Raw genomic sequence first — 12,881 nt, 5'->3', positions numbered from 1 at the left:
ATGACATCAACTTGGTTTAAAGATTCGGTAATTTATCAAATTTATCCAATGAGTTTTCAGGATAGTAATCATGATGGAATTGGTGATTTAAATGGAATTCGCCAACGACTACCATATCTAAAAGATTTGGGCGTGGACGTTTTATGGTTAAATCCAATTTATAAATCACCAAATATTGATAATGGGTATGATATTGCTGACTATGAAAGTATTAATCCTGATTATGGGACGATGGAAGATTTCAATAATCTATTAGCTGATATTCATGCTCATGGAATGAAATTATTGATGGATCTGGTGGTCAACCATACTTCTGATCAACATAAATGGTTCCAAGAAAGTAAGAAATCTAAGGATAATCCATATTCTGATTATTATATTTGGCGTGATCCGGTCGATGGCCATGCACCAAATAACTGGGGTTCATACTTCAGCGGTTCAGCTTGGACATTCGTTCCAGAACGCGGACAGTACTACTTACACTTATTTGCTAAGGAACAACCAGATTTGAATTGGGAAAATCCTGAGGTCCGCCAACAAATTTATAAACTCATGAAGTTCTGGCTTGATAAAGGGGTCAATGGCTTCAGAATGGATGTTATTAACTTAATTTCTAAACCAATCGGTTTACCTGATGCAAAAGTTCCTGAAGGTGGTAGATATGGGAATGTTGAACCAATAGTTGCTGATGGACCACGACTTAATGAATTTCTGCAAGAGATGAATCAAGAGGTACTATCAAAATACGACATGATGACGGTCGGTGAAATGCCTGGTTCTACGCCAGAGGACGCTATGCAATACACGAATTTGGAAGGTACTGAATTGAACATGGTTTTCCAATTCCAGCATGTTAATTTGTCACCTAACAAAGATCCCCGTTTTGGAAAATTTAGTGATGAGAAGATTAAGTTGCCTGAATTAAAGCAAGCCTTGTCAGTTTGGCAGGAAAAACTAGATGGTAAGGGCTGGAATAGTCTTTACTGGAACAATCATGATCAACCGAGAGCAGTGTCAAGATTTGCTACTGATGATCCAGAGTATCGAGTCAGAGCTGCCAAGATGATTGGAACTACTTTGCATTTCATGCAAGGGACTCCATTTGTTTATGAAGGCGAAGAGATTGGAATGACAAACAATCACTTTGCTAAGGTGTCAGAATATGAAGACTTGGAAGTTCTAAATATGTATCATGATGTTGTGGATACTCAACATATTGTTGATCCTGATCAATTTATGAAATGGATAGCAGATCGCTCACGGGATAATGCTAGAACCCCAATGCAATGGGATGACGGCAAAAATGCCGGCTTTACGGATGCCACCCCATGGTATCAATTGAATCCAAACTATCCTGAAATTAATGTTAAAAGGGCACTTGAAGATAAAGACTCGGTTTACTATTATTATCAAAAACTAATTAAACTTCGCCATAATAGTGAATTGATTCGGTATGGAACTTATGAATTGCTGGACTCTGATGACATTGAAGTCTTTGCTTATAAACGTCATTATAACGGTCAAACACTGTTGGTCATTAGTAACTTTACCGCTAAGGAAGTTAGTCGGGACTATGGTCAAGCGAATGCTGATGAGTTGCTTATTAGTAATTATGCAGATCAGGCTGATAATTTCCGACCATATGAAACTAGAGCATATTTATTTAAATAATTAATTTTGCAATCGCATGAAACGAAAGTTCAGAGTGCGATTGTTTTTTTATTGGAAACGGGCAATCGTTTCCATTGCTTATACATAGATAAATATAGCCACATAACAATCTTAAAATGCCCGTTTGTGGGCATTTGGGGGGTTATAATTCGACTTGAATGATGATATCCTTGTTAAGGATGTTCAGGCGGACCATCTCGTCCAACGAAGGAGGACTCCATTTATGGATAACCAAAAAACTCCGAAGAAACATCATTTAATTGAATACGCAAATGGTCGCTCTTTGGAAGAAATTAACGGTACAGTTGAGGTACCAAAGGGAAAAGGATTCTGGAAAACATTATTTATGTATTCTGGGCCGGGTGCATTAGTCGCTGTTGGATATATGGATCCAGGTAATTGGTCAACATCAATTACAGGGGGACAAAATTTCCAATACTTACTAATGTCTGTGATCTTAATGTCGAGTTTAATTGCAATGCTGTTACAATACATGGCGGCTAAACTGGGCATTGTGACTCAAATGGATTTAGCACAAGCAATTCGTGCTAGAACAAGTAAGGCCTTGGGAATTGTTTTATGGATCTTGACCGAATTAGCAATCATGGCAACCGATATCGCTGAAGTTATCGGGGCAGCGATTGCGTTATATCTTTTATTCCATATCCCATTAGTATATGCGGTTTTTATTACCGTCCTTGATGTATTATTATTGCTATTATTGACTAAGATTGGATTTAGAAAGATTGAAGCAATTGTTGTTTGCTTGATTTTAGTGATTTTGTTTGTGTTTGTATACCAAGTAGCCCTTTCAAATCCTGATTGGTTAGGAGTGTTCACCGGTTTGGCTCCTACTGGCAAAACATTTGCTGGTAGTCCTGAAATCGGTGGAATGAATCCGCTAAGCGGGGCCCTAGGAATTATCGGGGCCACGGTGATGCCTCATAATCTCTATTTACACTCGGCGATTTCGCAAACTAGAAAAGTTGACCATTCTGATGAAGAGGACGTTGCTAGAACCGTTCGTTTTACAACTTGGGATTCTAACATTCAGTTATCATTTGCGTTTGTTGTTAATTCACTACTTCTAATTATGGGAGTGGCTGTCTTTAAGAGTGGGGCGGTTAAAGACCCCTCATTCTTTGGCTTGTTTGAAGCTTTATCAGATACTTCAGTTTTAAGCAACGGAATTTTAATTCAAGTTGCTAAATCGGGAATTTTATCAGTATTATTTGCAGTGGCTTTGTTGGCGTCAGGACAAAATTCAACCATTACTGGAACCTTAACTGGACAAGTTATCATGGAAGGTTTTATTCATATGAAGATGCCACTATGGTTACGAAGACTAATTACCCGGTTAATTTCAGTGATTCCAGTGTTGATTTGTGTAATGATGACCGGTGGTCGATCACCGATTCAACAACACGAAGCCATCAATAATCTGATGAATAATTCGCAGGTCTTCTTAGCGTTTGCGTTACCATTCTCAATGTTGCCATTGTTAATGATGACCAACTCGGCTCAGGAGATGGGAGAACGCTTTAAGAACTCAAGAATCATCAATGTTTGGGGTGGGTCTCGGTGATTGCATTAACTGCGTTGAACATGAAGGGCTTGCCAGATGCCATTCAAGCGTTCTTTGGCGCTAATCCAACCGCTGCAGAAATTGATTTGGCTAATGTAATTGCCTATGTGTTAATCGCTTTGATTCTTGCTTTGTTGGCATGGACTGTTTACGATTTGCACAAGAGCAATAAAAAATTCGATCTTGAAGTTGCAGCTCAAAATGCTGGGGACTAATCAGAATTGAATATTTATTTTATGGAACTGTGAACCATGTTTTAAAAATATATGTCCGCCTGACATAAAAAAGAGGTCCCAAATCATTTATGATTTGGACCTCTTTTTGGCATTAGCTTAATCAGTTGTTCCTGATTTTTCTGCAGTTGCCTTTTCTTCCATTGCGATAATTTTACGTTCCTTGAATAGTAAGTAAACTAAGAGAACAAAGGCAATTCCCGCCGCAACATAAATCGTTGATGATGATGCGACCCAGCCGTACTTGGCAACTAAGTTACCGATTAAAGCAGTAGCAGCAGTTTCACCAAATACGTATTGGAAGAAGCCCATAAATCCGGTTGAAAAGCCAACCGCGTAGTTAGGGACCGCTTCGTTAACCATTAGACCAACTAAGGTTAATGGTGCGTAGATTAATGATCCTAAGATGAATAGGACAGTTACAATTACTGCTTGACTAGTACTGGTGAAGTAAGTGACCAGACAAGCAATCATTCCTAATAAACAGATGAAACAAACTAATGCTCGGCGACCTTTCAATGCATCAGAAATGGCACCCATGATAATTACGCCAGGAACAGCAGCTAGTTCAAAGATTCCGACTAACCATTTTGCCCAATCCTCAGAAAATCCTTTGGTAGGCAAGTAGCCAGGAATCCAGCTCATAACCCCATATCGAACTAGGTAAAGTGACATTGAAGTTAATGTAACCGCCCAGACGACTTGTTCATCAAGATATCATGAACAAAAATGTTCCAAGTCGATTCAGTGGTGACATCCTTGGCGGTTGATTTCCCTGATTCAGTTAGTTCAACTTCACCAGAGTATTCCGCCATGTTTGGCAAGCCTTCAGTTTCAGGTCGTTCTGAATTGATCAATAACATTAATGTCGCAATAATTGCTGAAATAACTGAAGCAGTTAAGAAGACTGCGGTTAGCGAACCTGAGAATAAGAAGGTTGCGAGTTGGACGCAAGCCACACAGACAAAAGCGCCGGCATTATGGGCTGATGACCAAATGGCGTACATTGTTCCACGGTGTTTCTTAGAGAACCATAAGTTGATTTCCCGCTGACAGGCAGGAGCTCCAGCAGCTTGGGTGACTGAAATCAATAGCATCAATCCAAGAATTACCCAAAGTCGCGGGTGAATCCAAGAATCGCATTTAAAATACTTGAAAGATATAAACCAGTTGCCAAGAAAATCTTGGTGTTGGATTTATCGGATAATGCCCCCATAAATAGCTTAGAAATTCCGTAACCAATCCCAAATGTTGATAAAATCAACCCAATTTGTCCAATGGTGAAGCCATATTCCTTCATAATCGGTGCCTGTTCAGTCGTGAAGATCAAACGAATAATATAATAGCTAATGTAAGTCAGACTGGTGGCAAAGATTACGCCGAGTTGCTTTCGTTTATATACTTTTGGAACTTGATCTGCTGGTACCCGTTCTTTAGCGTCTGGTGACGCCTTTAAAAAATTAAACATGGCTCATTCCTCCCCAGAAATATATTTGGCACGGTTTTATTGTAAACGTTTTCATATAAAATGAAAAATAATTTTTAGCTGTTTACTTTTCAAAGTGAGTTCTTATGGATGTCATTGGTTTTTATTTTGGCTAAAATTATTCGGTTTTGGTATTCTGATGAGAATAGGAGGACGAACGATGAATAAGATTGCGGTTATTTATAAATCAACGTATGGTCATACAAAACAATACGCAGAGTGGATTGCTGCGAAGCTTCGTGCAGATTTGATTGAGCAAAAAACTGCCAAAGCAGCGACGTTGAATCAGTATGAAACAATCATTTACGGCGGAAGTATCTATGCAAGCATGATTAATGGAATTGATTTGGTTGCTAAGAATCCTTGTAAACGACTAGTGGTTTTCACCGTTGGTCTAACTGATTCAACCACGATGGACGATTCGCCAATCATTGATAGAGCCTTTGCTAACTCGCCTAGTCGCCCCCAAGCAGTTTTTCATTTCAGAGGTGGATTGAAAGCGGATGAACTTGGTTTCATTCATCGAAATCTGCTTAAGATACTACGGAAGAGTGTGGCTAAGAAATCAACCAGTGAGTTAAATGCAGTTGAAAAGGTCATTAAAGATATTAGTGGTAATAATATTGATTATACGGATCAGGAATCGATAGAGCCGTTGGTGAAGTATGTGACAAGTAACTGAATATATTCGATTAGTGATAACAAAAATATGCTAGTGAAGGATGCGTTAAGGCGCAGATTTCCTGGCGTATTTTTTAATGATAGAGCCTGAAATTTACTAATTTTATACAAACTGATTTTATTAAAGAATGTACGCAAATTATTAAGAATATCTTTTTCTGTTTACCAATTCATGTATAATGAGTTGATACATAAATTACTCATTTCTAATGAATATATAATTTTGGGAGGAAATTGAAATGAATAAATTGAAGAGGGCAGTAATATTAATAGGGATGGTCTTTACAATACAGACAGCAGGTAGTGCAATTTTAGTGCCACCAGTAGATAGTCATGCTAGAACAACATATGTCTGGATTGCTCCACATTATGGAAAAAAGTATCATTTTAGCAGAAATTGCCGTGGATTAAATAATGCAGGATATGAAAGACATGTAACAATCCATTGGGCAAGAGCTCATCATTATAGACTTTGTGGATTTGAAAAATAATTGTAAGCTGAAATTCTAATAAGGGGTTTTATTTTTGAAGAATAATATATCTCCGGTAATTAAAAAAGTTGATTATACTAGCAAGGCATTCAAAGAACTCACTGAAAGCATAGCTGGCGATGAGAGAGAGTTTAAGCTACTAGTCAAATTTCCTACGGTTTATATCGTATTCTCAAAATTAACTCGGGTGGTTATGAAGTATATGTTGGGGAAACCAATAATATTGAACGTCGAACACTCCAACATCTTCATGAGTCTAGGGATGATTGGCAGGAGTTGTCAAATGTAAATAACGCTGAGATGTTTGTTATAGGTCATGATCACTTTAATAAGTCATTAACTCTTGATATTGAAAATAAGATGATGCTTTACATGACAAGTGTGCCACAAGTTAAAAAAATAAATAATCGTCGGGAAAATCAACAGGATGAATATTATACTGCTGATGAAATGGATGGTATTTTCTCTAAGGCATGGCTTAACCTGCAAAAGTATGATGAAGATTTATTTCCAGTACAATCGATTATTGAAGATTCAGCGATATTCAAAGCATCACCGTTTCATCAGTTAACCAGTCAGCAAGAGTCGGCCCGAGAAGATATAATAGATCATGTTATTGATGCCTTAAATGAAAATAAGGTTGGACAATTGATTTTGGTAGAGGGTGAAGCGGGTTCCGGAAAGACCGTGTTGCTTAGTACACTCTTTTATCAATTAAGCCAATTGAAATCTAATGTTGTTAGCCCTGAAATAGATAATTTAAACAACTATCTAATCGTTAATCACGATGAACAGCTTAAGGTCTACGAAGATATTGCCAAGAAGCTTGGTATGATGAAGAACAATAAGCAAACTGTTTTAAAACCAACGCGCTTCATCAATAAACATAGTGTCGATAACAAAGCTGACGTGGTATTGATTGATGAGGCCCATCTTTTGTGGACACAAGGAAAACAAGCGTATCGAGGTAAAAACCAACTTGAAGATGTAATGGATAGAGCCAAAATTGTGATTGCGGTTTTTGATCCTAAGCAAATTCTTAAAACTGAAGGATATATGGATTCAAAATCGATTCAGCGATTGAGAAGAAAAGCCAAAAATCAAGGGAATCTAATTCAATTAACCAATCAAATGAGAATGAATGCCAATGAGGATACAATTCAATGGATTAGAAATATAGTTGATAATCGAATGATTAATAAGGTTCCTGAGGATGCGAAATATGATTTAAAGATATTTGACGATGCTAAGGAAATGTATGATCAAATTAAAATTAAATCAAGAGATGGTAGTGACGGATTGTCTAGAATGGTTGCTACCTTTGATTGGGAATTTAAAGGAAATAGATCTCCTGAGGAAGGTAGTTATTGGATGGTTGATGCTGGTGATATTTCATTACCATGGAATTTGCAACTCCCAGTGGTGAAGCTGCCTGGTAGAAAGGTTACAGAGCTGCCATGGGCAGAGCAGCCTCAAACTATTAATGAAATTGGTTCCACTTATACTATTCAAGGTTTTGATTTAAATTACTGTGGTTTAATTATCGGTCCTTCAGTTAAGTATCGAAATGGTCAAATAATCTTTGATCCGGGTGAAAGTTATAATGAGCATGCGACTCGTAATAGAACTATGGATGATGGCAAGAAGATAACGGTTTACGATAAGTTATTACCTAACGAACTAAACGTTCTAATGACTCGTGGAGTTAACGGGCTTTATATTTATGCTGTGGATAATCAGTTGAGAGAAGCATTGGAAAATGCTGCTAAATGACTATGCACATATAAAATGACCTCAACATTTAAGTTGAGGCCATTTTTATATGTGATTTTATTCCGTCGCCCTCTTCGCCAATTCATCAATTTTATCAAAGAATTCATCCGCATGAACGCTTGTGACAAAGGTCACTTCGCGACCATTTTCGGTGATGTAAGTTTTCCCGGCGGAAGGGCCATCGACAATGACGTCAGTAATGATTTGCTTAGATTCAACTAATTCTGGGTATTTGCTAACTAGGGTGGTTAAGACATCCCATAGATAGTAAGTTGAGTTCGCCTCAAATGAATGAACCAGTGAATACCCCATGCCAATCAAATCAATGGCGGGATATTGGCGTTGTTTAGCCCATCGGCTTCGTAGTTCTGGAGTTAGTGGTACCTGATTGGTGCTATCTAGACTAACCACGGTAATTTTGATATCAGAATCCCAGACAGTTTTGACAGCTTCTGGATCCCAAAAGGCGTTCCATTCAGCTGAACCATCATGCCCAGGTTCAGCAACGTTCCCATCCGTGGTCATTGAGCCACCCATCCAGTAAAGTTCGGCAATGTTATCAGTAATGGTTGGGTCAACCTCGATTGCCCGGGCTAAGTCAGTTAGGGGACCGGTCATCACGACTGTGACCTTTTCATCACTGGCTTTAATCTTCTCCAGCATATCTAAATGCGCTGGCTTATCAGCTTGTGGAGTAGTGACTTTGCCAGATTCATTAAGGATTGGAAAATCATCGAAGGAAAAGGTGCTTAACCGCCACTCTTTTGGAAATTGATTAACAGGTCGGGAGTTAGACATTGCCACTTCGAGATTGCTCTGGTGACCGAACAAATCAATGATCTTACGAGATGCTGACACGGAAGGCTCAACATAGGAGTCTGCGCCAACTGCACTGACCCCAATGATGTTAGTGTCTGGGAATTGAAGTAGGAGTAGTAATGAAACTAGGTCGTCAACGTTACCGTCGTGATTAAAGTAGATAGTTTGCAAAATGATACCTCCAGTTCTTTTATTAACGTAATTATATCGTATTTTTATAATAAACGCGAACAATAATGGTGGAAATTATCTTAACGTACGCATCGTTTGCCACGACATTTTCCATGTAACAAAACTCACAAGCCTCACTCCAAGCCCATCTCAAAATGGTCGGGCTTTTTTCATTATCTGGTAGTTTATCCGGTAGTGTAGTAGGAAAGTGGAACATGTTCCGGCAAATGGAACAAAGTACGAGTGCCTCAATAAAGCGTCAAAAGCGTTGATATAACTGGTGTTTAGCGCTTACATGATTTATATTTAAGCCATAAAGAAATACTCGAGAATTTCTGATGAGACAAAATAAAAATCACAGGAGAGTGCAATTATGAAACGCGATTACATTGATACTAACGAATATACTAAAGAAGAAATCCAATACATCATCAAATTAGGTATCCAAATCAAAAAAGATATCAAAGATGGTAACTACCCAGACTTGCTTTCACACAGAACTTTGGGAATGATCTTCGAAGAATCATCAACTAGAACTCGGGTATCATTCGAGACTGCAATGACTCAATTAGGTGGCCATGCTCAATACTTAGCCCCAGGCCAAATTCACTTAGGTAGTGCTGAAAGTGAATCATTAGGTGACACAGCAATCGTTCTTTCACGCTTAACTGATATTTTAATGGCTCGAGTTGCTAAACATTCAACTGTTGAAAAGCTTGCTCAAACATCAACGGTTCCAGTTCTTAATGGTATGAGTGACTACAATCACCCAACTCAAGAAATGGGTGATATTACCACAATGGCAGAACACTTACCTTCAGGTAAACGTCTAAGTGATTGTAAAGTTGTCTTCGTTGGTGACGCAACTCAGGTTTGTGTATCAATGATGTTCATGGCTACTAAGATGGGAATGGACTTCGTTCAATTTGGACCTAAGGGTTACCAAGTGCCAGAAGCTCAATTAGCTATCGCTAAGAAGAACGCTGAAAAATCAGGTTCAAAGATTCTTATCACTGAAGACGCTGACGAAGCTATGAAGGGTGCTGATTTTGTTTACACCGACGTATGGTACGGACTATACGAATCACCACTTTCATACGACGAACGGATGAAGATCTTCTTCCCTAAATACCAAGTTAACGATGAATTAATGGCTAAGGCTGCTCCTCACGCAATGTTCATGCACTGTCTACCAGCTAACCGTGGTGAAGAAGTTACCGATAGTGTTATTGATTCACCAGCTTCAATTGCTTGGGACCAAGCTGAAAACCGTTTGACTTCAATCAGAGCTCTCTTAGTTTACTTGATGATTCCTAGCATGAATTACACTGAAGCTCAATTAGACGGCTTCAACGATCCAACATTGAAACAAATGATTTTGGATAGAGTAGATAACTCCACATTCTAATGTGAGGCGATTCGATTTCTCAACTAGGGGTGGAAAATAATGGAAAAGAAAAAATTTAGACTGTTTGACGCGGTCTTAATGGCTGTCGTAGTCGTACTGGTTGTTGAATCGGTCGCCCCTGCAGCAGCGATTGGGCCATCGCAATTCTTCTGGTGGATATTACTATTGTTGCTATTCTTCTTGCCATACGGACTTATCTCTGCGGAGTTAGGTACCACGTATGATGGTGATGGCGGAATATATGATTGGGTAAGAAAAGCTTTTGGTAAAAAGTGGGGCGGCCGTGCTGCCTGGCTTTACTGGGTTAACTTCCCAATCTGGATGGCCAGTTTGGCTGTATTGTTCACAGGAGTGATTGATCAAGCGTTCCAAGTTCATCTGGGAACCTGGACTAGCGTCATCATTCAATTAATATTCATTGGGGTAATTTCAGTGATTTGTTGTTACCCAGTCGCTGATAGTAAGTGGATTTTGAACTTAGCAGCGATTGCTAAGATCATCATTATCATGAGTTTAGGGATTCTAGGAATTTACGTGGCTGTTACTAAAGGGGTCGCAAGTGAATTTACAGTTAAAACAATGCTACCTAGTTTCAATTTAAAGAGTTTAAGCTATATCTCAGTTATCTTGTTTAACTTCCTCGGATTTGAAGTGGTTACCACGATGGCTAGTGATATGCCTAACCCTAAGAAACAAATTCCCCAAGCCATTATCTTTGGTGGAATTCTGATTGCCTTCTTCTATATCTTTGGAGCGTTTGGTATGGGAGTTGCCATTCCAGCAGACAAGTTATCAGCATCAGCTGGATTAATGGATTCAATCTTACTTCTTATTGGTCAACATAACTGGTTCGTCATCGTGATTGCAATATTGTTCATGTATACTTTAGCTGCCAACCTAATTTCTTGGTCAGCCGGAGTTAACTATGTTGCTTCATACGCTGCTAAGAACCATGATCTACCAGCAGTGTTTGGTAGAGAAAATAAGAAGACTGGCATGCCTACCGGGGCAACGGTTATTAACGGAATTATTGCAGCAGTATTGGTTGTAGTTGCACCATTACTTCCTAACCAAGATTTATTCTGGGCATTCTTCTCATTGAACGTGGTTGCACTTCTGTGTTCTTATATTCTAATGTTCCCAGCATTTTGGAAGCTTAGAAAAGATGATGCTAAGACTGAACGACCATTTAAAGTTCCTGGTAACAAGTTCTTGATCAATTGTATGACTTGGATTCCAGTTGCTCTATTGGTAATTGCCTTGATCTTTACCGCAATTCCATTGAATGGCTCAGCCTCAGAAGTTAATGGTAAGATGCCAATTCTGATTGGAACGGTGGTTACTATGATCATTGGCGAGATTTGTATTCATTATGCAGAACGGCATGATACTAGAACGGATGAAGAAAAAAAGAATACTAAATACTAATTTTAAAAATTAAAGGAGTGTCTGAATATGAAATCATTACAATCATCTCCTAAAAAAGATGGCTTTAGAATGCCTGGCGAGTTCGAACCACATAAGGGTGTTTACATCCTTTGGCCAGAACGACCAGATAACTGGCGTAACGGCGGCAAACCTGCTCAACATACCTTTGTAAATGTTGCTAAGGCTATTTCAAAATTTGAACATGTTACGGTTGGGGTTTCGGATGACCAGTATGAAAATGCTCGTCACTTATTACCTGATGAAGTTGAAGTCGTTGAAATTTCAAATGATGATTCATGGATTCGTGACTGTGGTCCATCGTTTGTTGTTAACGATGCTGGCGATATTCGTGGGGTTGACTGGACATTCAACGCCTGGGGTGGATTAGTTGATGGACTATACTTCCCATGGGATAAGGATGACCGCGTTGCTCAAAAGGTTACTGAATTAGAACATGCTGATCGTTATCGCTTGGATGACTTCATCCTTGAAGGTGGTTCGATTCACGTTGATGGTGAAGGAACTTTGATCACCACTGAAGAATGTCTCTTATCAGAAGGCCGTAACTCACAACTTTCTAAAGACCAAATCGAAAGTGTTCTTAAAGAATACTTGAACCTTGATAAGGTTATCTGGCTGAAGAATGGAATTTACCATGATGAAACCAACGGGCACGTTGATAACATTGCTAACTTCGTTCGCCCAGGTGTTGTTGCCCTTGCATGGACAGACGATGAGAACGATCCTCAATATGCTATTTCAAAAGAAAATTATGACATCTTATCAAATGCAACTGATGCTAAGGGTCGTAAGATTCAAGTTGAAAAATCTATGTTCCAAAGCCTGTTCTAATCACTAAAGAAGAAAGCGAAGGCGTGACGCTGTCGATGGTACTTTGCCACGTCAAGAAGGCGATCGGCTAGCTGCAAGTTACGTTAACTATTACACCGCTAATGGCGCAATTATTTTCCCAATGTTTAATGATCCAATGGATGAAAAAGCTAAGGAAACATTGCAAAGATTATACCCAGACCGTGAAATTGTTGGAGTTTATGCCAGAGAAATCTTACTCGGTGGTGGAAATATTCACTGCATTACCCAACAAGTTCCACTAGGTAAATAGGAGTGTATTAGA

8 protein-coding genes and 3 pseudogenes are annotated in these 12,881 nt (G+C 38.9%); 9 read left to right on the top strand and 2 right to left on the bottom strand.

Annotated features, from left to right (window positions below):
- Nucleotides 1-1,671 carry a glycoside hydrolase family 13 protein gene (locus NBRC111893_RS01600; RefSeq protein WP_125007739.1) on the top strand — a complete coding sequence of 557 codons (1,671 nt, stop codon included), beginning with the start codon at nucleotides 1-3 and terminating at the stop codon, nucleotides 1,669-1,671.
- A 223-nt stretch (nucleotides 1,672-1,894) separates the two neighbouring features.
- Nucleotides 1,895-3,471: pseudogene (locus NBRC111893_RS01595) on the top strand (Nramp family divalent metal transporter).
- Nucleotides 3,472-3,588: 117 nt separating this feature from the next.
- Here NBRC111893_RS01595 and NBRC111893_RS01590 read toward each other — a convergent pair.
- Nucleotides 3,589-4,957: pseudogene (locus NBRC111893_RS01590) on the bottom strand (MFS transporter).
- A gap of 178 nt (nucleotides 4,958-5,135) precedes the next feature.
- Between NBRC111893_RS01590 and NBRC111893_RS01585 the strand changes: the two are divergent.
- The 4 genes from NBRC111893_RS01585 to NBRC111893_RS01575 all read left to right on the top strand — a co-directional run bounded on the left by NBRC111893_RS01585 (nucleotide 5,136) and on the right by NBRC111893_RS01575 (nucleotide 7,920).
- Complete coding sequence (locus NBRC111893_RS01585; RefSeq protein ID WP_160114425.1) at nucleotides 5,136-5,657, top strand: flavodoxin domain-containing protein; 522 nt, start codon at nucleotides 5,136-5,138, stop codon at nucleotides 5,655-5,657.
- 238 nt (nucleotides 5,658-5,895) lie between these two features.
- Nucleotides 5,896-6,147, top strand: coding sequence for a hypothetical protein (locus NBRC111893_RS01580; RefSeq protein ID WP_125007737.1), 252 nt, complete (start codon nucleotides 5,896-5,898; stop codon nucleotides 6,145-6,147).
- Between the two features lie 34 nt (nucleotides 6,148-6,181).
- Nucleotides 6,182-6,436, top strand: coding sequence for a hypothetical protein (locus NBRC111893_RS10940; protein ID WP_225417476.1), 255 nt, complete (start codon nucleotides 6,182-6,184; stop codon nucleotides 6,434-6,436).
- Complete coding sequence (locus tag NBRC111893_RS01575) at nucleotides 6,325-7,920, top strand: DNA/RNA helicase domain-containing protein (protein WP_369689689.1); 1,596 nt, start codon at nucleotides 6,325-6,327, stop codon at nucleotides 7,918-7,920. Before NBRC111893_RS10940 ends, NBRC111893_RS01575 begins: the two co-directional genes overlap by 112 nt.
- 57 nt (nucleotides 7,921-7,977) lie before the next feature.
- Here the strand turns inward: NBRC111893_RS01575 and NBRC111893_RS01570 are convergent, their stop codons facing one another.
- Nucleotides 7,978-8,910: a nucleoside hydrolase gene (locus NBRC111893_RS01570; protein ID WP_125007736.1), complete on the bottom strand. Its 933-nt coding sequence runs from the start codon at nucleotides 8,908-8,910 to the stop codon at nucleotides 7,978-7,980.
- Between the two features lie 373 nt (nucleotides 8,911-9,283).
- Here NBRC111893_RS01570 and ptcA point away from each other — a divergent pair, with 373 nt between their 5' ends.
- The 3 genes and pseudogenes from ptcA (at nucleotide 9,284) to aguA (ending at nucleotide 12,869) form a co-directional block, all read left to right on the top strand.
- Nucleotides 9,284-10,318, top strand: a complete 1,035-nt coding sequence (ptcA, locus tag NBRC111893_RS01565; RefSeq protein ID WP_125007735.1) for a putrescine carbamoyltransferase — start codon at nucleotides 9,284-9,286, stop codon at nucleotides 10,316-10,318.
- 39 nt (nucleotides 10,319-10,357) lie between these two features.
- Nucleotides 10,358-11,746, top strand: coding sequence for an APC family permease (locus NBRC111893_RS01560; protein ID WP_125007734.1), 1,389 nt, complete (start codon nucleotides 10,358-10,360; stop codon nucleotides 11,744-11,746).
- Nucleotides 11,747-11,773: 27 nt separating this feature from the next.
- Nucleotides 11,774-12,869 (top strand): annotated as a pseudogene (gene aguA / locus NBRC111893_RS01555) (agmatine deiminase).
- Nucleotides 12,870-12,881 lie beyond the last annotated feature (12 nt).

This window comes from Lentilactobacillus kosonis (assembly GCF_003864335.1).
GTDB lineage: Bacteria > Bacillota > Bacilli > Lactobacillales > Lactobacillaceae > Lentilactobacillus > Lentilactobacillus kosonis.
The sequence above is the reverse complement of the archived record's forward strand: the minus strand, read 5'-3'. Positions and strand labels throughout refer to the sequence as shown.

Excerpts from the sequence above, each read along its gene's own strand:
- NBRC111893_RS01600 (WP_125007739.1), top strand. The coding sequence starts at position 1 with ATGACATCAACTTGGTTTAAAGATTCGGTAATTTATCAAATTTATCCA.
- NBRC111893_RS01585 (WP_160114425.1), top strand. The coding sequence starts at position 5,136 with ATGAATAAGATTGCGGTTATTTATAAATCAACGTATGGTCATACAAAA.
- NBRC111893_RS01580 (WP_125007737.1), top strand. The coding sequence starts at position 5,896 with ATGAATAAATTGAAGAGGGCAGTAATATTAATAGGGATGGTCTTTACA.
- ptcA (WP_125007735.1), top strand. The coding sequence starts at position 9,284 with ATGAAACGCGATTACATTGATACTAACGAATATACTAAAGAAGAAATC.
- NBRC111893_RS01560 (WP_125007734.1), top strand. The coding sequence starts at position 10,358 with ATGGAAAAGAAAAAATTTAGACTGTTTGACGCGGTCTTAATGGCTGTC.